The following is a 19,233-nucleotide window of genomic DNA, read 5'->3' on the forward strand; positions in this document are numbered from 1 at the left end:
GCAGGCCCCGCCGGCGCCATGCCCGGGCATCCGCCCTCGGCGCTGACCATGTCCTCTGCGGTGACCGGCTTGGTCGGCGTCAGCGGCGGGGTCTCGATCGAAATGTTGCGGATGAACACCCGGCCAGGCCGCGAGAACCACTCGGCATCCCTCGAGAAAATATCCGAGCCCCCGAAAATATTCGAGCCGCCGGAACAGCCGGAGATGACCGGCGCAAGCAGCAGCAGGGCCACCAGCGGTTTCCGAATAAGTGTTCCATCTCGCACGATCGATTGGGCTCCCGTCTCTACCCTCTTGTCCCGCCGCGCTTTTTTGCGCGAAGCGATACCCCAAGCCTTACGCGCGGCGCGCGCCTTTGCCCTAAAATGTTTGTCCGAGCATCCCTTTGCGGCATGACCGTGGCTGGGCGCCGACTCCGGGACACAAAGTGCAAATTATCATTAATTCCGCAACCTTCTATTGCCGGCGCTGCCAGCGGCCCCGCTCATCGGTCTGCCAATAGGTCACATCGAATCCGCGCGCCTTGCAGGCGGTCCAGCTCGCACGCGCCGCCGCCACGGCTTCGGCGTCGTCGCCGTTGAACACCAGCACCAGCCGCTCATAGCTGCCGCTATCTTCGGGCATCGCCGCGTTGTCGACCAGGAAGCGCACATTGGCGCGGTTCGGATTACCGTCGTCGATCGAAAGGATGATCGGCTGATCCGATGCATCGGCAACACGCCAGGTGGCATGCGGCAGGAAGGAATCGTCGCTGTAGGTCCATAAGTGCGCGTCGAGCGCCTCGGCGCGCTCCGGTGACGTCGATTGCACGACCACGCGCCAGCCGCGCTCCAGCGATTTCTCGAGCAGCGGCGGCAGCACGCTCTCCAGCGACATCCCCTGCAGATGGTAGAACAGGACCTCGGTCATATCAGGCTATTTCTTGGCCTCGTAGTAGTCCGCGACCAGGCGTTCCACCAGGCGAACGCCATAGCCCGAGCCCCAGCTCTGGTTGATGTCGGTTTTTGGCGCGCCCATCGCGGTTCCCGCGATATCGAGGTGCGCCCAGGGCGTGCCGTCGACGAAACGTTGCAGGAACTGCGCCGCGGTGATCGAGCCGCCATGGCGGCCGCCGGTATTCTTCATGTCGGCGAACTGCGAATCGATCAGCTTGTCGTATTCGGAGCCGAGCGGCATGCGCCACACCCGCTCGCCGGTCTCCTGCCCGACCTTGATAAGCCGATCGGCCAGCTCGTCATTATTGGAGAACAGGCCGGCATGCTCGGTGCCGAGCGCGACCATGATCGCTCCGGTCAGCGTCGCGAGATCAACCATGAACTTCGGCTTGAATTTCTTCGCCACATACCAGAGCACGTCGGCAAGCACGAGCCGGCCTTCGGCGTCGGTGTTGATGATCTCGATGGTCTGGCCCGACATCGACTTGACGATATCGCCGGGACGCTGCGCGTTGCCGTCGGGCATGTTCTCGACAAGGCCGATGGCGCCGACCGCGTTGACCTTGGCTTTGCGCGCGGCCAGCGCATGCATCAGCCCGACCACGCAGGCCGCGCCGCCCATGTCGCCCTTCATGTCCTCCATGCTTCCGGCCGGCTTGATCGAGATACCGCCGGTGTCGAAGCAGACGCCCTTGCCGACGAAAGCCACCGGTTGCTCGCTCTTCTTGCCGCCGTTCCAGCGCATGATCACCACGCGGCCTGGCCGCGCCGAACCCTGCGCGACGCCGAGCAGCGCGCCCATTCCGAGCTTGGTCATCGCCTTGACGTCGAGCACTTCGACGTCGACGCCGATCTTGCGGAGTTGGCTGGCGCGGCGTGCGAACTCCTCCGGATAGAGCACGTTCGGCGGCTCGTTCACGAGGTCGCGCGCAATGACGACGCCCTCGACAATGGAGGCATCAGGCGCAAACGCCTTCCTCGCGGCGGCGACATCGTCGACCGCGATCGAGACATCGGCGCGCACCTGCTCGTTCTCGCCGTCCTTCTTCTTGGTCTTGTAGCGATCGAATTTATAGGCCCGGAGCCGGATACCGGAGGCGATCGCCGCCGCCTGCTCCGCCTTCATCGCGCCCTCGGGCAACTCGGCCATCACTGTGACGGTATCGGTCGCCACGTTCAGCTTGCCGGCAGCGACGCCACCGAATTTGAGAAAATCCTTCTCCTTTAGCGCCGACGCCTTGCCGGTTCCGACAACGATCAGGCGCTCGACCTTGATTCCCTCCGGCGCCAGGATGTCGAGAATCGCGCCGCTCTTGCCCTTGAACTGGTTGGCCGCGGCGCCCGCTTGACCGTCTCCGCCGCCTTCCCAAGCGCCTTGTCGGTCGCCGCGCCGAACTTCAGTGCCTCGTCGCAAAACACCACCATCAGGCCCCTGACGGGCGCGGAAAACGGGACAAAGCCGACCTTTACGGCGTCGGACATAGGCAAATTCCTCCAGAATCAGAGCTGTCGCAGGCAGGAGCCGGCTGGCGTGGGTAGTAGGTGGAATGTCGGTTCGCGGCCGTCCAGATCGGTCAGCCCCGGGGTTGATCAACACTATGGCCTGCCAGCCGCCGCACTGCCAAGCGCGGCGTGGCTGGAACGCCACAAAGGGGAATAATTAACCATATGGAAGACGTGCCTTGGCTCAGCCATTTTGTTGACGGATCAAAGGGATGGTAATGAGAGAGTGACGGCTGGACGGATAAGCGGCACGGCCAAAAGGGGAGCCCTTGGAAGGGATTGGTCGGGAAGCCGTGCGTTTTGGCGTGCCAAGTGGGATCTTGCGGTAACGGGATGGGGTCGATTGACAGGTATATTTTCCGCACGACGCTCGCGTCGTTTGCGGTAGTCCTGATCAGCCTCACCGGCGTGATCTGGATTACTCAGGCGTTGCGCGGCATCGACCTGATGACCAGCCAGGGTCAGACCATCATCACCTTCCTCGGCATCACTAGCCTGGTGATTCCGGCACTCGTCCTGATCATCGCGCCGATCGCGCTGATGATCGCGGTCTCGCACACGCTGAACAAGCTCGCGACCGATTCCGAGATCATCGTGATGAACGCCGCGGGCTTTTCGCCATTCCGGCTGTTCCGTCCCTTCTTCTATGCCACCTGCGTGGTCGCCGCGCTGGTCGCCTTCATCGGCGCCTATCTCGCGCCCGACGGCATGCGGCGCATCAAGCAATGGGACGCGGAGATCACCGCCGACGTACTCACCAACATCCTCCAGCCGGGCCGCTTCGCCCAGCTCGACCAGAACCTGACGATTCGGATTCGTGAACGCCTGCCGGGCGGCGTGCTCGGCGGCATCTTTGTCGACGATCGCCGCGATCCCAAGGAGCGCGTCACGATCATCGCCGACCATGGCACGGTGCTGAAGAACGAGAATGGTTCGTATCTGGTGCTGGAGGACGGCAATCTGCAGCGATTCGAAGCCGGCAAGCGCGACCCTGCCCTCGTCGCCTTCGGCCGCTACGCGTTCGACATGTCGAAATTCTCCAACCAGCGCGACGTCACGCTGGGGATTCGCGAGCGATATCTGTGGGAATTGATCTGGCCCGCGGCTGATGATCCGACCTTTGATCAACTATCCGGCCAGTTCCGCGCCGAATTGCACGACCGCTTCATGGCGCCGATCTATCCGTTCGCATTTGCCGCACTCACATTCGCCTTTCTGGGCGCGCCGCGCACGACGCGCCAGAGTCGCAATTTCTCGATCGGCGGCTCGGTTCTCGCGGTGCTTGGCCTGCGCATGGCTGGATTCGCCTGCTCGGTGATGGCGGTGAAATCGTCGCTTGCGGTCGGCGCACAATATCTGATGCTGCTCGCTGGCATCGGCGTCGGGCTCTGGATGATCATCGGCGGCGTGGTGGTGGAGCCGCCGCCCGGATTGATCGAGGCCATCAACAAGTCGAATGCGCGGATCGCCCGCCTGTTCGGAAGGCCGGCCACCGCATGAGCATGGTCACCAACACACTCGGGCGCTATTTCGCCGGCCGCTTCGTGATCTCGGCCGTCGGCGTGTTCGTCGGCATCTTCGTGCTGCTCGTCCTCGTCGACTACATCGAGATGGTGCGCAAGACCTCCGGACTGGTCACGGCCTCCGCGATCACGGTCGCCGAGACCTCGCTGTTCCGCGTCCCGCAGCTACTCGAGAAGCTGATGCCGTTCTGCGTGCTGATCGGGGCCATGACCTGCTATCTCGCGCTGTCGCGCCGGCTCGAGCTCGTGGTCGCGCGCGCCGCCGGCGTTTCGGCCTGGCAGTTCATCTCCCCCGCGCTGGCGAGCGCGATCGTGCTGGGGATCGCGGCGACCACCGCTTACAATCCGATGTCGGCAAACCTGCGCGAGCTCTCCAAGCAGATGGAAGCTGAGCTGTTCGGCTCGGCGCCCGGCGGCGGCATCCAGGACGCCTCTGGCTTCTGGCTCAACCAGGTCAACAGCGATGGCCAGTCGATCATCAACGCCGCCCGCAGCGAGCAGCAGGGCGTGCGCCTGACCGGGCTGACCGTATTCCGATTCGACACCAGCCTGCAGTTCAAGGAGCGAATCGAAGCTCGCGAAGCCTCGCTCGAAGAGGGCCGCTGGGTGTTCAAAGGAGTACGTCGATACTCCCTCGACAAGCCTCCGATCGACCAGGAGAGCTTCTACCTGGCCACGACGCTGACCCCGGCCCAGGTCCGCAACAGCTTTTCCACCCCGGAAACTGTGTCGTTTTGGCAACTACCGAACTACATCCGCTCGTCGGAGAGCTCGGGCTTCGCGACCGCCGGCTACCGGCTGCAGTATCACAAGCTCATTGCACAGCCGTTTTTGCTGGCTGCGATGGTGCTTTTGGCCGCTTCGGTCAGCTTGCGCTTCTTCCGGTTCGGCGGCGTGCAAAAGATGGTTTTAAGTGGCGTGGGTGCGGGCTTTCTGCTCTACGTGCTTTCGAAAGTAACTGAAGATTTGAGCAAGGCTGAGTTGATGCATCCCATCGCTGCGGCGTGGTTGCCTGTGTGCGTGGGTGGCCTCACCGGTTTCTTGGCCTTGCTATATCAGGAGGACGGGTAGTGGCCGTTGTCGCCGCCCGCCAGTTGGAGTCGCCTGCGTTCAGGCGGCGCAGTACCGTGCGCCGTCAGCGGACTCGCTTGGCCGGCTTCCTACTAACCTTGACCGTTGGATTCATTCTTACGGCGACGATCGGCGCTGGCCTGACGACGCCCGCCGCCGCGCAGAGCTTCACCTACAATCCGCGGCCGCCGAAACCGACTCCGGCCCCGCCCCGGAATGACGGGCAGATGCTTGTGCAGGCGACCGAAGTCGATTACGACTACAACAATCAGCGCGTCTCCGCGGTCGGCAACGTGCAGATGTTCTACAACGGCACCAGCGTCGAGGCCGACAAGGTCATCTACGACCAGAAGACCAAGCGTCTGCATGCCGAGGGCAACATCCGCTTCACGGATGCGCAGGGCAAGATCACCTACGCCAACATCATGGATCTCAGCGACGATTACCGGGATGGTTTCGTCGATTCGCTGCGCGTCGACACCGAGGATCAGACGCGCATGGCGGCGACCCGTGCCGACCGCTCCGCTGGCAACTACACGGTGTTCGAGAATGGCGTCTATACGGCCTGCGCGCCGTGCAAGGACGACCCGAAGAAGCCGCCGCTATGGCAGGTCAAGGGCGCCCGCATCATCCATAACCAGACCGAGAAGATGCTCTATTTCGAGAACGCCCAGCTCGAATTCTTCGGCGTTCCGTTGGCGTACATGCCCTACTTCTCGACTCCGGACCCGACGGTGAAGCGCAAGAGCGGCTTCCTGATGGCGAGCCCCAGCCAGGCGACGGCCTATGGCTACGGCGTCGAGATCCCCTATTATTTCGCGCTCGCGCCCGACTATGACGCGACGTTCAACCCGCGCTTTACGACGCGCCAGGGCGTCCTGTTGCAGGGTGAATTCCGCCAGCGCCTGCTGGACGGCTCCTACTCGATCCGCGCCTATGGCATCGACCAGCTCGACCCCGGCGCCTTCGCCAACCAGCCGGGCGACCGCCAGTTCCGCGGCGGCATCGATACCAGGGGCCAGTTCGCGATCAACGACAAGTGGGTCTGGGGCTGGGACGGCGTACTCCTCTCCGACTACTTCTTCTTCCAGGACTATCGGCTTGGCCAGTACCGGGACCCCTACGCGTCGTTCCTGAGCCTGCCGACGGAAGCGATCTCGCAGCTCTACTTGACCGGCGTCGGCAATCGCAGCTTCTTCGATGCGCGCACGATCTATTACCTGAGCTACTCTGGCAACCAGAGCCAGGTGCCAGTGGTCCATCCGGTGATCGACTATAACAATGTGATCAACAGCCCGATCTTCGGCGGCGAGTTCGGCTACAAGGTGAACTTCACCAGCCTGACGCGCGACCAGGCGGTCTTCGACCCGATCACGACGCTCGCCAACACCGCCGGCCTGTGCACCACGGCATCCGCCGATCCGCTGGCCCGGATGCCCTCGCAGTGCCTGCTGCGCGGCTTCCCCGGCACCTACACGCGCCTGACGGCCGAAGCTCAATGGCGGCGATCGTACACCGACCCGATCGGCCAGATCTGGACACCGTTCGCGATCCTTCGCGCCGACGCGATCGATGCCTCGATCTCGAACCAGCCTGGTGTCTCGAACTTCCTTCCCGTCGGCGAGACGCAGGCGCTGCGCGCGATGCCGACCATCGGCCTTGAATATCGGTACCCGTTCATCAACGTGCAGCCGTGGGGCACCACCACGCTCGAGCCGATGGCGCAGGTCATCATCCGCCCGAACGAGACCTATGCCGGCAAGCTGCCGAACGAGGACGCGCAGAGCCTCGTGTTCGACACCAGCAACCTGTTCTCCGTCGACAAGTTCTCCGGCTACGACCGTGTCGAGGGCGGCGGCCGTGCCAACGTCGGCGTGCAGGCGACCACCCAGTTCGATCGGGGCGGTGCCGTCAAGGTGCTGTTCGGACAGTCCTACCAGTTGTTCGGCCTGAACTCGTTCGCGGTCGCCGATGCGACCAATACCGGCCTCGATTCGGGCCTGCAGCATGCCGCATCCGACTATGTCGGCAGCGTCAGCTATTCGCCCAACCGGACCTACACGTTCAGCGTCCGCTCGCGGATGGACGAGGCGACCTGGAACATCAACCGCTTCGAGGCCGAGGGACGCGCAAACTTCGATCGTTGGTCGGTCAGCCTGCTCTACGGCAACTACGCGGCCCAACCGGAACTCGGCTATCTCACCCGTCGCGAAGGCATCCTGACCAGCGCCTCGGTCAAGGTCGCCTCGAACTGGGTGGTGTCCGGCTCGGCGCGTTGGGACCTTGAAGCGAACAAGATCAACCAGTACGTCATCGGCGCCGGCTATGTGGACGACTGTTTCGTGCTGGCCGCAAACATTGTCAGGTCATACAACTACTCCACCCCCTCGTCGCCGCCAATCCTCAGCACCACGTACATGTTCCAAATCGGGCTGCGGACGATCGCGACGACGACGACGACGAACAGCGGAAGCGGCTATTAGTAGAGCGTGATCCGCAGCGCCGAAATTCGGTGCGGATCGGTTGATATGGCTGACATGACCATATAGCTGAGATGACCATGACGACCTTGCCCCATCGCCTTTCGGCCCTCGCTCCCGCTTGCGCCATCGCGCTCGCGTTGATGCTCTGCGGCACTTCGCCGCTGAAAGCGCAGACCGTAGCCGTCATGGTCAATGGCGAGCCGATCACCAATTACGACATCGAGCAGCGCACCAAGCTGAACTTCCTGACCACCCACAAGCAGTCGACGCGGCAGGACGTGATCGAGGAACTGATCGACGAAAAGGTGAAGATCAAGGAAGCCAAGAAATTCGGCGTCGACCCCTCCTCCTCCGACATCGAGCAATCCTATTCCGCGATGAGCGCGCGCATGCGGATCTCGTCGGAGCAACTGACGAGGTCGCTGGAGAGCCAGGGCATTCGCGCCGACACGCTCAAGTCCCGCATCAGGGCCGACATGGTTTGGACCAGCCTCGTGCGTGGCCGCTACAAGGAAAGCCTCCAGGTCGGCGAGAAGGATGTCGCGGCCGCCGCGCAGGAAGGCGGCGAAAAGACCGAGGTCGAAGCGTTCGAATACAAGATGCAGCCGATCGTGTTGATCGTGCCGCGCGGCTCCACGCCGGCATTGATCGAGGCGCGCAAGAAGGAAGCCGAGGGGCTGCGCGAGCGCATCACGAGCTGCGACGAGGCCAACTCCTATTTCAAGACCATACCGAACGCGGCGATCCGCGACACCGTGACCAAGACTTCCGGCGATATCCCGCCGAGCATTCGCGAGGTGCTCGACAAGACGCCGATCGGCCATCTGACCCCGCCGGAGATCACCAAGCAGGGCGTGGAGATGGTCGTGCTGTGCGGTCGCAAGACCACCATGATCGACTCGCCGAAGAAGAGGGAAATCCGCGAGAAGATGTACGCCCAGAAATATGAGGCGAAATCGAAATCCTATCTGCAGGAAGTCCGCAAAGCGGCCATGATCGAATATCGCTGATGATGTCGAAGCCCCTCGCGCTGACATCCGGCGAACCCGCAGGTATTGGCCCCGACATTGCGCTTGCCGCGTGGTTGCGGCGTGATGAACTGAAGCTTCCGCCGTTTTACCTGCTCGGCGACCGCGATTTTCTCGCTGAGCGTGCTCACCGTCTTGGCCTTGCGGTCGAGCTTGCCGACGCCTCCCCCGAAGAGGCGCTTAGCACGTTCGCGCGAGCCTTGCCTGTCGTTCCGGCCGGCAAGCCGGCGACGGCGCGGCCCGGCACGCCGGATGCGACCAGCGCGGATGCCGCGCTGTCCTCGATCCGGCGCGCGGTCGCCGACGTCATGGCCGGCAAGGCCGCCGCTGTCGTCACCAACCCGATCGCCAAGAACGTGCTCTATCGCGCTGGCTTCGGTCACCCCGGCCATACCGAATTCCTGGCCGAGCTCGCGGCCAAGGACGGGGTCGCGCCGCAGCCCGTGATGATGCTGTGGTCGCCCGAACTCGCCGTCGTGCCCGTGACGATCCACCTTTCGCTGCGCGAAGCGCTTGCATTGCTCACGACGGACTTGATCGTCTCGACGGCCCGCATCGTGGTGGCCGACATGAAGGCACGCTTCGGGCTTTCCCGCCCGCGCCTCGCAATGTCGGGCCTCAATCCGCATGCCGGCGAAGACGGCACGCTCGGCACCGAAGATATCGAGATCGTGGCGCCGGCTGTCGAGATTCTGCGCAGCGAAGGTATCGACGTCCGCGGACCGCTGCCGGCGGACACGCTATTCCACAAGGCGCGCGCGCCACCTATGACTGCGCGATCTGCATGTATCACGACCAGGCGCTGATCCCGATCAAGACCATTGCGTTTGATGACGCGGTCAATGTCACGCTCGGCCTACCGTTCATCCGGACCTCGCCGGATCACGGCACGGCATTCGACATCGCCGGCACCGGTCGCGCCAATCCGTCGAGCCTGATCGCGGCGCTGCGGCTGGCCGCGAGGATGGCCGCGACAACGCCTGAATGAGCGCGATCGACGATCTGCCGCCGCTGCGCGACATCATTCGCGAACACTCCTTGTCGGCGCGCAAGTCACTGGGCCAGAATTTCCTGCTCGACCTCAATCTCACCGCGCGGATCGCCAGCGCCGCGGGTCCGCTCGAGGACTCGACCGTGATCGAGGTCGGCCCCGGCCCAGGCGGATTGACCCGGGCGCTGCTCGCGCTCGGCGCCAAACGCGTGATTGCCATCGAGCGCGACGAACGGGCGCTGGCTGCGCTCGACTACATCGTCAAGCGATACCCGGGACGACTCGAGATCGTGCATGCCGACGCGCAGCAGTTCGATCCCCGCCCCCTGCTCGATGGCGGCAAGGCAAAGATCGTCGCCAACCTGCCCTACAACATCGCGACCCAGCTTCTGGTCGACTGGCTGTCGATCGAACCTTGGCCGCCCTGGTACGACATGATGGTGCTGATGTTCCAGCGCGAGGTCGCCGAGCGGATCGTCGCGCAGGAGAACGGCGAGGCCTATGGCCGGCTTGCCGTGCTCGCCAACTGGCGCGCCGAAACAAAGCTCCTGTTCGACATTTCGCCGTCGGCCTTCGTGCCGCAGCCGAAGGTCACCTCGTCGCTGGTACGACTGATACCACGCGCCGCGCCCGAGCCTTGCGAACGGCGCGCGCTGGAACAGGTGGCGGCCGCAGCCTTCGGCCAGCGTCGCAAGATGCTGCGCCAGAGCCTGAAGTCGCTTTCGGTCGATCCAGCCCGGCTCGCTGCGGCGGCAAATATCGATACCACCCGCCGCGCCGAAACTATTCCCATCTCCGGCTTTGTTGCCATGGCTCGTGAATTGGCCAATATACGAAACACAACATCGAACATTGCCTAAGGAGTGAACGCCATGGCGCAAATGGTACGCCAGTCCCTCGTCAAATTTGATGCGCCGTTGTGCGAGACCATCGTCGAGACGCCGAAGCCGCAAGGACGCGAAGTCCTGGTCCGCATCGAGCGTTGCGGTCTCTGCCATTCCGACCTGCACATCCAGGATGGTTACGCCGATCTCGGCGGCGGCAAGAAGCTCGACACCACACGCGGCATGACCCTGCCCTTCACGCTCGGCCACGAAATCGCGGGTGTCGTCGCGGAAGCCGGTCCCGATGTTCCGGCTGACCTGATCGGGAAAAAGAAGGCCGTTTTTCCGTGGATCGGCTGCGGCCAGTGCCGCGATTGCCTGAACGGCGACGAGAACCTCTGCGTCAAGCAGCGTTTCCTGGGCGTGTCCATCGATGGCGGCTTCGCTAGCCATGTGCTGGTGCCCGATGCAAAATACCTGCTCGACTACGATCCGCTGCCGATCAATCAGGCGGCCACGCTGATGTGCTCAGGCATCACCGCCTACGGTGCGCTGAAACGATTGGTGGATCGCCCGCGGAAGCGCAACCTGCTGCTGATCGGCCTCGGCGGCGTCGGCATGATGGGGCTCTCGTTCGCGCAGGCGATGTTCAAGCAACCGATCTCGGTTGCCGACCTCAGCCCGGCCGCGCGCGAGACTGCGCTGCAGAACGGTGCAGCAGTCGCCTACGACCCGGCCGAGCCCGATGTCTTCAAGCGTATCCTGAAAGAGACCGAAGGCGGATTTGACGAAGTCGTCGATTTCGCCGGCAACGAGAAGTCCATGGCGTTCGCAGTCTCCGTGCTGGCGCGCGGCGGCAAGATCGTGGTCTCCGGCCTGATGGGCGGTACTTTCAGCCTGCCGATGGTGCAATGGGTCTACAAGCGCATGACCATCGAGGGCTTCATGGTGGGAACGCTGGCCGAGGCCCAGGAATTGATGGCGCTCGCGCGCGCCGGCAAGATCAAGCCGACGCCGATGCGGGAAGAACCGATGGCCGACGTCCAGAAGTGGATCGACCAGTTGCGCGCGGGCAAGGTCGTCGGACGCATCGTCCTGAAGAACTAGATCACGATATAGGCCAGAACGGCAGCATCGGTCCGAACTGTGCTGCCAACTGGATCACCTTGATCAGCACCGGCCGCATCTCAAGCCGTTCCGGCTCGGGAAGTTTTCGCCAGTCCGACTGCTGGGTCGGCCGCTGGACCGCTTCAAAGCAATAGCTGTCGGTGCATCCCCGAGTGCCCCGATCTGCCGCAATTGAGGCGGCCGGCGAGCCGCAATTAAGCCCCACCCGCTCCGGATTTGCGGCGCATTGCCACCCAACTTCCTACCGAGAGTTAGGGGTTAAGGGGTAGCCGGTGTTATCGGGGATGTAGATGTCAAAGCGTACCGCCCAATTCATTTCAGCACTTGTTGCTACGATGCTGGCGGGTGCCAGCTTCACCGCCGGAGCGGAAAACGGTACCGAGAGTGCCGACAGCGCCAAGACTGCCGACAGTTGCCTGTCGGCTCCACAGGGGACCGCGCCTGCAGGAAGCCATTGGTATTATCGCCTTGAGCGCTCCACCAAGCGCAAATGCTGGTATGTCCGCGAAGGGAGCAGCAAGGCGGCGAAGGCCGCGCCTGTACAGCAGGAATCCCCGCCGCCGGCCGAAGCCGGCAACCCGCCCCAGCCGGCGGCCAGCATCAGCCCGTCGGTCGCAGATGCGCGCGCTGAGCTGACTTCATCGCAGGCGGACACCAAACAGAAGCCCGCCTCCGCCCTCGACAACGCGCCCCCCTCCGTCGGCGCACCCGCCTCCGGCTCGCTGGTTTCGGCACGCTGGCTTGACCAATCGAGCATGGCCGCATCTGGTGGCAGCAAGGTCGCCGCCGCCGATACGGCCGTGAGCCCACAGGAAGAGCCCGAGGCGGCGCCGCAACCCGCGCCGCCGCCGGCACCCGCCGCAACCGCGCATTCGACGGTTGAGAAGCAATCAACCTCGACGCTGTTGTTCATCATGGCAGGCACACTTGCGCTCGCCGGCCTGGTCGGCGGCCTCATCTTCCGGCTCAACCGTACGGGCGCACCGCCCTACGAGGTCGACAATGAATGGCGTGCGCCCTGGGACCGCGATCATGCCGAGCGCGCCCCGCAACTGGCCGCCCAGCACAAGGAGAGTTCGCCGCGTCCGGTCGAACCGCCGCGAGCGCCTCGCATCGAAGCGGAACAGCCAGAGCCCTCGTTTGAAGATACGCAGCGGGAGATCAAGGAAATGCTGGCGCGTCTGGCGAAAAGCGCGACCGCCTAATTGATTACTTCTCGAGCTGGCGCCGCAGGCTGCGCACGAACTCCGTTAGACCAATCTGTCGTTCGCGCTTGAGTTGCTCTGCTCGTAGGATCGATTTAACAGATTCGAAGGCGATCCCGATGTTATCATTGACGACGATGTAGTCGTAAGCGTCGAAACGACTCATCTCGTCGCCGGCCTTTTTCATTCGACCTCGAATGATTTCGTCAGAATCCTGTGCGCGTGTATGTAAGCGCTGCTCCAGCGCCGCCACCGAAGGTGGAAGGATAAACACGCTGACAACGTCGTTCGGCGAACGGCTGCGCAATTGCTGCGTGCCTTGCCAATCGATATCGAACAGCACATCCTTACCCGATGAAAGCGCAGCCTCGACCGGAGCACGCGGGGTTCCGTAGCAATTGCCGAACACCATCGCATATTCGAGCAATTCACCGTTTGCGACCATTTCATCGAAGCGGGTCTGATTGACAAAATAGTAGTCTCTGCCCTCGACCTCGCCTGGCCGTTTTTGACGCGTGGTCGCCGATACCGACATCTGCAGCGCAGGCGTCTCGGCAACTAGCATGCGCGACAGCGTGGTCTTGCCGGCGCCCGACGGCGACGACAGCACGAACATCAGGCCGCGCCGCTCGACCCCGTCAAACCCTTGAGCCTCTCCTTGGGCCTCACCTTGGGCCGCCGTCATGCCTCACTCCAGATTCTGAACCTGCTCGCGGAACTGCTCGACCACGTTCTTCATCTCGAGCCCGGTATTGGTGAGCTCGATATCGTTCGATTTCGAGCAGCAGGTATTGACCTCGCGATTGAATTCCTGCGCCAGGAAATCCAGCCGGCGCCCGATCGGCCCACCCTTGCCGATCATCTCACGCGCCTGCGCGATGTGGGAAGCGATGCGGTCGAGTTCCTCGCGGATATCGGCCTTGGTCGCGATCAGGATCGCTTCCTGGTTCAGCCGATCCGCATCGAATCGATCGGAGGCCTCCAGCAGTGCCGCGACCTGTTCGGCAAGTCGCGCGCGGATCGCCTCCGGCTTGCGGCCCGGTGCCGCTTCCGCCTTCTTGGCGAGCTGTTCGATCTCGTCCATCCGCTGCATCAGCACTTGCCCGAGCGCCGTACCCTCGCGGCGGCGCATCTCAACCAGATGGACCAGCGCCTGCTCGAAGGCCAGCGCGGCGGCCTCTCTTGCCGCCTTGTCCTCGGCCTCGTCGCTTTCCGGCTCGACCACCTCGATCACGCCCTTGATGCCGAGCAGCCCGTCAATGCTCGGCGCCACCGCGTCAATCTTCTGCGCCAGTTCGCCCGCGACCTTCACGATCGAGGCCAGCACGTCTTCGTTGATGCGCACCGCCGACACGGCGTTGGCGCGCTTGACATTGAGATTGGCATAGACAGTTCCACGCGACAGCACTTCGCTCGCGCGCTTCTTCACCACGGCCTCAAGCTCGTCCCAGCCTGGCGGCAGCCGCAGCCGCAAGTCAAAGCCCTTGGCATTGACCGACTTCAGTTCCCACTCGAAGGTGTAGGGGCCGCTCGCGCCATGGCTTCGGGCAAAACCGGTCATGCTCGATAGGGCCATCGCATAAAACTTTCTGACAAGAGATGTGAGACTCGCTGGAACGCGTGCGACCTTAGGCCGATTTCCCTGAAAGTGGAATTACGTTCGCGTGCCGGTGGCCGACGTCCAGACTCAGCGCTGGACCACGGGCGGCGACGTCGTCGACTGCGCCGCGCCCTGCCGTGCCGGCCTTGCCGGCTTCTTCGAGTTGGCCGGCGGCTTGGGCGGCGTGGTTGCAGTCGGGTTGGTGTCGGGCGGCGCGCTGGCGGCGGGCGGCGGCGGATCGTCTGCTGGCTCAACCGTGTCGTTCTGGATCTGCTTTTCCATCGAACGGAGCTTCGCCACGTTCTTTTGGTGCTGATCGTAGGTCTCGGTGAAGGCATGCCCGCCACTGCCGTCGGCAACGAAGAACAGATCTCGGGTCCGCGCCGGATTGGCTGCTGCTTCCAGCGACGCGCGGCCGGGATTGGCGATCGGGCCCGGCGGCAGGCCATCGATGACGTAGGTGTTGTAGGGCGACGGCTGGGTGATCTCGCTGCGCTTGATCGGCCGGCCCAGCGTTCCCTTGCCGCCGACCAGGCCGTAAATGATGGTCGGGTCCGACTGCAGCTTGATCTTCTGCCGCAGACGATTGACGAACACGGCCGAGACGCGGCTGCGCTCATCGGCCCTGCCGGTCTCCTTCTCGACGATCGACGCCAGCGTCACGAGTTGCTCCGGCGTTCTGACCGGAATGTCCGGATTGCGGCGTTCCCAGATTTCCGCAAGCACGCGCTTCTGGGTCTGCTGCATGCGCTGGATCACCTGCTCGCGCGTGGTGCCGCGCGGGAATTTGTAGGTCTCCGGCAACAGCGTGCCCTCGCGCGGTATCTCGCGCACCGAACCTGTGAAGATGTCGTTGTCCGACAGCCGCGCCACGATCTGTTCGGAGGTCAGGCCTTCGGGAATGGTAACCGCATGCTGCACCACCTTGCCTTCGACGATGGTGCCGATGACGTCGCGCAGGCTCGCGCTCTTCTGGAACGAATATTCGCCGGGCTTAAGATCGGAACTCGCCTTCATCGCAAACACGCTGCCGATGAAGACCCAGGGATTGACGTCGATCACGCCCTCACGCTGCAGGATGTCGGCGATATCGCGCTTGCCGGCCCGTTGCGGAATGTTGACGATCTTGTCCTCCTGCAGCGGTCCCGACGCTTCCAGGGTCTGCTTTCCGTAGTAATAGGCTATGCCCGCGCCAATCATCAGAAGGATCAGGAGGGTGATGATGGCGTTGCCGACCACGACGAAAGGATTGCGGGCACGGTCCGACCGTTTCGGCGGCGGCGGGACCTGTTCAGGCTCCAGCGCGGCGCGCGGGCTTCGCGGTGAAATGGGCGGCCTCTCACTCATCGATTCGACCTGAATCCTGCCGGTTCAATCGTGGCCTGACAAATCTAAAGTCCTGCCAATATAATCAATACTATACGAGTACGCGCCCGCGCCTGGAAGTCATCGGCGATTGCGGCAAAACGGTGAACTGGCTCCAATTCGCCTGCTGGGACAACGCGCAGCGTATTGCGCTGACATCATGCCCAAACAAAGAGGTTAGATCATGATCCGATTCGATCAATCGGATCATGATCTAGTTGATAACACGCTGCAGGATCACGGAAGCGTTAGTGCCTCCGAAGCCGAACGAATTGGACAACGCCACATTGATCTCGCGCTTGTGCGGCGTGTGCGGCACGAGATCGATCGCCGTCTCCACCGACGGATTGTCGAGATTGATCGTCGGCGGGGCGACGTTGTCGCGAATCGCTAGGATGCTGAAGATCGCCTCGATCGCGCCGGCGGCGCCGAGCAAATGTCCGGTCGACGACTTCGTCGACGACATCGAGACTTTCGACGCCGCATTGCCGAGCAGCCGCTCGACCGCGCCGAGTTCGATCTCGTCGCCGACCAGCGTCGAGGTGCCATGGGCGTTGATGTAGTCGATATCGGACGGCGTCATGCCGGCGCGCTTCAATGCCGCCGACATGCTGCGGAAGCCGCCGTCTCCGTCCGGCGACGGCGAGGTGATGTGATAGGCGTCGCCCGAGAGTCCGTAGCCGACGACCTCCGCATAGATCCTCGCGCCGCGCTTCTTTGCGTGCTCATATTCTTCGAGCACGACGATGCCGGCGCCCTCGCCCATCACGAAGCCGTCGCGGTCCTTGTCGTAGGGACGCGACGCCTTGGTCGGCGTCTCGTTGAAGCCGGTGGACAGCGCGCGCGCCGCGCAGAAGCCGGCCATGCCGATGCGGCAGATCGGCGATTCGGCGCCGCCGGCCACCATCACCTCGGCATCTCCAAGCGCGATCAGCCGCGCGGCGTCGCCGATCGCATGCGCGCCCGTCGAGCAGGCGGTGACGACCGCGTGGTTCGGCCCCTTCAGGCCGTGCTCGATCGAGACATAGCCGGATGCCAGATTGATCAGCCGGCCCGGAATGAAGAACGGCGACACTTTTCGCGGACCGCGTTCCTTGAGCAGCACCGCCGTGTCGGCGATTCCCGAGAGGCCGCCGATGCCGGAGCCGATCAACGTGCCGGTCGCGCACTTGTCCTCTTCGCTCTCCGGATGCCAGCCGGCATCGTCGAGCGCCTGCTTGGCCGCGCACATCGCGAAGATGATGAAGTCATCGACCTTGCGTTGGTCCTTCGGCTCCATCCACTGATCGGGATTAAAGGTGCCCTCGCTGCCATCGCCGCGCGGCACCACGCAGGCAACCTGGCTCGGCAGGTCGGAGACATCGAAGGTCTCGATCCTGCGCGCCCCACTGCGACCTTCAAGGATACGTGCCCAACTGGTGTCGACGCCACAGCCGAGTGGTGTAACCATGCCCAGCCCCGTGACGACAACACGTCTCATGTCAAGAACTCCGTCCTGAAATGCGCGGTCAACAACAAGAAACCGGGGGACCGCCTGATGACGGTCCGTCCGGCTTCGTCGGCACCGCGAAGGGCGTCAGCTTTTCGCGTTCTTCTCGAGAAACTTGGTCGCGTCGCCGACCGTCAGGATCGTCTCCGCGGCGTCGTCGGGAATCTCGCAACCAAATTCTTCTTCAAATGCCATCACGAGCTCGACGGTGTCGAGACTGTCAGCGCCGAGGTCATCAATGAAACTTGCGCTGTCGACCACCTTCTCCGGCTCGACGCCAAGGTGCTCGACCACTATCTTCTTTACCCGCTCGCCAATCTCACTCATCGTTCACCCTCGTGCTTGTTCCATTGGACCCGACCCCCAGACGATACGAGCCATCGTGGTCGTGTAGTTTCCCTAAGCTGTCGCGCATAGTCTTGATTCGGCGGTCGTGGCCGACTAAGTCCCGGCGAACGGCAGGCGTCGCCACGCCAATATACAGGGTTTCAACATCCTGCAATGGCGTTCTTTGCCCATCCGCGGCTGGTTCGGTTATCATAATTCCCTAGTCTTGACTATAAGCCCCGCCCGGTCGCCGGTAGGGCATTCCGCCACGCAAAAACGCTCCGGTAACCCGCTCAAAACATGGCCATTCCGCCATTGACGTGAATCGTCTGTCCGGTCACGTAGGCGGCCTCATTGGAAGCGAGGTAGACGGCTGCGGCGGCGATGTCTTCGGACGTTCCGAGTCGCGCCGCAGGAACCTTTGCCAGGATGGCCTCGCGCTGCTTGTCGTTCAGCGCATCCGTCATCGGCGTCTTGATGAAGCCGGGCGCAATGCAATTGGCGGTCACGCCGCGCTTGGCATATTCGGCGCCCAGCGTCTTGATCAGGCCGATGATACCGGCCTTCGACGCGGTGTAGTTGGCCTGGCCGGGATTACCGGTGACGCCGACGATCGAGGTGATGGCGATGATGCGGCCGAAGCGCTTGCGCATCATCAATTTGGTGGCGGCGCGCGCGAGGCGGAAGGTCGCCGTCAGGTTGATCGCGATCACCTCGTCCCAATCCTCGTCGCGCAACTGCACGAACAGATTGTCGCGTGTGATTCCCGCATTGGCGACGAGGATGTCGACCTGCCCCAGCGCGGTCTCCGCTGCGGGCACCAATGCCTCGACTTCGGCACTGTTGGAGAGATTGCACGGCAGGACATGAACACGCTCACCGAGCTTGGCTGCAAACGCATCCAGCACCTCGCGCCGCGTGCCCGAGATCGCAACGGTTGCGCCCTGCGCATGCAGCGCCTGTGCGATCGCGCCGCCAATGCCGCCGGTGGCGCCGGTGACCAGCGCGGTCCTGCCCGTCAAATCAAACATTACTATCTCCTCTCGGCTCTCTTAGAGCATGATCTGCGCGCAAACGCATCGCGTTTGTCGGAGGGAAAACCGGTACACACTTTTCCCGATCATGCTTCAGGCCGAAGCGGCCAATGCATCCTTGGCGGCCGCGATATCAACGGGACCGCCGACGGAAACTCCTACCGCGCCATCGGCGATGCGCTTGACCAGTCCGGTCAGGACCTTGCCGGCGCCGATCTCGAAGAAGCGCGTCACGCCCTTGCTTGCCATATAGGCGACCGACTCGCGCCAGCGCACCGTGCCGGTGACCTGTTCGATCAGCCGGCGGCGGATCTCGTCGGGATCGGTGATGGCGGTCGCCAGCACGTTCGAGACCAGCGGCGCGGCCGGCGCCTTGATGGTGACGCCGGACAACGCCTCGGCCATGGCGTCGGCCGCCGGCTGCATCAACTTGCAATGGAACGGAGCCGACACCGGCAGCAGCATCGCGCGCTTGGCGCCCTTGCCTTTGGCGATCTCGACCGCGCGATCGACGGCGGCCTTGTCGCCGGAAACCACAACCTGTCCGCCGCCATTGTCATTGGCAGCCTGGCACACTTGGCCCTGGGCAGCTTCCTCGGCGACCGCCATCGCCGCCTCATAGTCGAGGCCGAGCAGCGCGGCCATGGCGCCGACGCCGACGGGCACCGCCTTCTGCATCGCAAGGCCGCGGGTACGCAACAGGCGTGCGGTATCGCTGACGCTGAGG

15 protein-coding genes and 3 pseudogenes are annotated in these 19,233 nt (G+C 63.4%); 8 read left to right on the plus strand and 10 right to left on the minus strand.

Annotated elements, in window-relative coordinates; translation table 11 throughout:
* The 3 genes and pseudogenes from CWO89_RS23170 to CWO89_RS23180 all read right to left on the minus strand — a co-directional run.
* Positions 1-233, minus strand: a pseudogene (locus CWO89_RS23170) (hypothetical protein); the annotation flags it as partial.
* 223 nt (positions 234-456) lie between these two features.
* Positions 457-909: a DNA polymerase III subunit chi gene (locus tag CWO89_RS23175; RefSeq protein ID WP_130581054.1), complete on the minus strand. Its 453-nt coding sequence runs from the start codon at positions 907-909 to the stop codon at positions 457-459.
* 6 nt (positions 910-915) lie between these two features.
* Positions 916-2,417 (minus strand): annotated as a pseudogene (locus CWO89_RS23180) (leucyl aminopeptidase).
* 354 nt (positions 2,418-2,771) lie between these two features.
* Between CWO89_RS23180 and lptF the strand changes: the two are divergent.
* The 8 genes and pseudogenes from lptF (at position 2,772) to CWO89_RS23220 (ending at position 12,691) form a co-directional block, all read left to right on the plus strand.
* On the plus strand, positions 2,772-3,938 hold the full coding sequence (lptF, locus tag CWO89_RS23185) for an LPS export ABC transporter permease LptF (protein WP_130581055.1): 1,167 nt from the start codon (positions 2,772-2,774) through the stop codon (positions 3,936-3,938).
* Positions 3,935-5,032 carry an LPS export ABC transporter permease LptG gene (lptG, locus tag CWO89_RS23190; RefSeq protein ID WP_130581056.1) on the plus strand — a complete coding sequence of 366 codons (1,098 nt, stop codon included), beginning with the start codon at positions 3,935-3,937 and terminating at the stop codon, positions 5,030-5,032. Before lptF ends, lptG begins: the two co-directional genes overlap by 4 nt.
* Before the next feature lie 98 nt (positions 5,033-5,130).
* A complete protein-coding gene (locus tag CWO89_RS23195) occupies positions 5,131-7,515 on the plus strand; it encodes an LPS-assembly protein LptD (protein ID WP_245476445.1) in 2,385 nt (794 codons plus the stop codon).
* A gap of 71 nt (positions 7,516-7,586) precedes the next feature.
* Positions 7,587-8,525, plus strand: coding sequence for a SurA N-terminal domain-containing protein (locus CWO89_RS23200; protein WP_130581058.1), 939 nt, complete (start codon positions 7,587-7,589; stop codon positions 8,523-8,525).
* A gap of 2 nt (positions 8,526-8,527) precedes the next feature.
* A pseudogene (pdxA, locus tag CWO89_RS23205) lies at positions 8,528-9,531 on the plus strand (4-hydroxythreonine-4-phosphate dehydrogenase PdxA).
* Positions 9,528-10,394 (plus strand): 16S rRNA (adenine(1518)-N(6)/adenine(1519)-N(6))-dimethyltransferase RsmA, encoded by an 867-nt coding sequence (gene rsmA, locus CWO89_RS23210; protein ID WP_130581059.1) that lies wholly within the window; start codon positions 9,528-9,530, stop codon positions 10,392-10,394. The pseudogene pdxA and the gene rsmA overlap by 4 nt, the downstream one beginning before the upstream one ends.
* A 12-nt stretch (positions 10,395-10,406) precedes the next feature.
* Positions 10,407-11,465, plus strand: a complete 1,059-nt coding sequence (locus CWO89_RS23215) for an alcohol dehydrogenase (RefSeq protein WP_130581060.1) — start codon at positions 10,407-10,409, stop codon at positions 11,463-11,465.
* A gap of 311 nt (positions 11,466-11,776) precedes the next feature.
* Positions 11,777-12,691, plus strand: coding sequence for a hypothetical protein (locus CWO89_RS23220; RefSeq protein ID WP_130581061.1), 915 nt, complete (start codon positions 11,777-11,779; stop codon positions 12,689-12,691).
* A 4-nt stretch (positions 12,692-12,695) separates the two neighbouring features.
* On the opposite strand, the gene gmk is transcribed toward CWO89_RS23220, so the two are convergent.
* From gmk to CWO89_RS23255, 7 genes are all read right to left on the minus strand, one after another.
* Positions 12,696-13,376 (minus strand): guanylate kinase, encoded by a 681-nt coding sequence (gmk, locus tag CWO89_RS23225; RefSeq protein WP_130581062.1) that lies wholly within the window; start codon positions 13,374-13,376, stop codon positions 12,696-12,698.
* 3 nt (positions 13,377-13,379) lie between these two features.
* A complete protein-coding gene (locus CWO89_RS23230; RefSeq protein WP_130581063.1) occupies positions 13,380-14,267 on the minus strand; it encodes a YicC/YloC family endoribonuclease in 888 nt (295 codons plus the stop codon).
* A 111-nt stretch (positions 14,268-14,378) separates the two neighbouring features.
* Complete coding sequence (gene mltG, locus CWO89_RS23235; protein ID WP_130581064.1) at positions 14,379-15,638, minus strand: endolytic transglycosylase MltG; 1,260 nt, start codon at positions 15,636-15,638, stop codon at positions 14,379-14,381.
* 232 nt (positions 15,639-15,870) lie between these two features.
* Entirely contained in the window at positions 15,871-17,136 is a 1,266-nt protein-coding gene (fabF, locus tag CWO89_RS23240; protein WP_130581065.1) for a beta-ketoacyl-ACP synthase II, read from the minus strand.
* A 96-nt stretch (positions 17,137-17,232) separates the two neighbouring features.
* Positions 17,233-17,472 (minus strand): acyl carrier protein, encoded by a 240-nt coding sequence (locus CWO89_RS23245; RefSeq protein ID WP_002716125.1) that lies wholly within the window; start codon positions 17,470-17,472, stop codon positions 17,233-17,235.
* Between the two features lie 293 nt (positions 17,473-17,765).
* Entirely contained in the window at positions 17,766-18,503 is a 738-nt protein-coding gene (gene fabG, locus CWO89_RS23250) for a 3-oxoacyl-[acyl-carrier-protein] reductase (protein ID WP_130581066.1), read from the minus strand.
* A 96-nt stretch (positions 18,504-18,599) separates the two neighbouring features.
* Positions 18,600-19,233, minus strand: a 634-nt coding sequence (locus CWO89_RS23255) for an ACP S-malonyltransferase (protein WP_130581067.1), incomplete at its 5' end; no start/stop codon positions are given.

It is taken from the genome of Bradyrhizobium sp. Leo170 (genome assembly GCF_004296405.1).
GTDB lineage: Bacteria > Pseudomonadota > Alphaproteobacteria > Rhizobiales > Xanthobacteraceae > Bradyrhizobium.

Excerpts from the sequence above, each read along its gene's own strand:
- CWO89_RS23175 (WP_130581054.1), bottom strand. The coding sequence starts at position 909 with ATGACCGAGGTCCTGTTCTACCATCTGCAGGGGATGTCGCTGGAGAGC.
- lptF (WP_130581055.1), top strand. The coding sequence starts at position 2,772 with ATGGGGTCGATTGACAGGTATATTTTCCGCACGACGCTCGCGTCGTTT.
- lptG (WP_130581056.1), top strand. The coding sequence starts at position 3,935 with ATGAGCATGGTCACCAACACACTCGGGCGCTATTTCGCCGGCCGCTTC.
- CWO89_RS23200 (WP_130581058.1), top strand. The coding sequence starts at position 7,587 with ATGACCATGACGACCTTGCCCCATCGCCTTTCGGCCCTCGCTCCCGCT.
- rsmA (WP_130581059.1), top strand. The coding sequence starts at position 9,528 with ATGAGCGCGATCGACGATCTGCCGCCGCTGCGCGACATCATTCGCGAA.
- CWO89_RS23215 (WP_130581060.1), top strand. The coding sequence starts at position 10,407 with ATGGCGCAAATGGTACGCCAGTCCCTCGTCAAATTTGATGCGCCGTTG.
- CWO89_RS23220 (WP_130581061.1), top strand. The coding sequence starts at position 11,777 with ATGTCAAAGCGTACCGCCCAATTCATTTCAGCACTTGTTGCTACGATG.
- gmk (WP_130581062.1), bottom strand. The coding sequence starts at position 13,376 with ATGACGGCGGCCCAAGGTGAGGCCCAAGGAGAGGCTCAAGGGTTTGAC.
- CWO89_RS23230 (WP_130581063.1), bottom strand. The coding sequence starts at position 14,267 with ATGGCCCTATCGAGCATGACCGGTTTTGCCCGAAGCCATGGCGCGAGC.
- mltG (WP_130581064.1), bottom strand. The coding sequence starts at position 15,638 with ATGAGTGAGAGGCCGCCCATTTCACCGCGAAGCCCGCGCGCCGCGCTG.
- fabF (WP_130581065.1), bottom strand. The coding sequence starts at position 17,136 with ATGAGACGTGTTGTCGTCACGGGGCTGGGCATGGTTACACCACTCGGC.
- CWO89_RS23245 (WP_002716125.1), bottom strand. The coding sequence starts at position 17,472 with ATGAGTGAGATTGGCGAGCGGGTAAAGAAGATAGTGGTCGAGCACCTT.
- fabG (WP_130581066.1), bottom strand. The coding sequence starts at position 18,503 with ATGTTTGATTTGACGGGCAGGACCGCGCTGGTCACCGGCGCCACCGGC.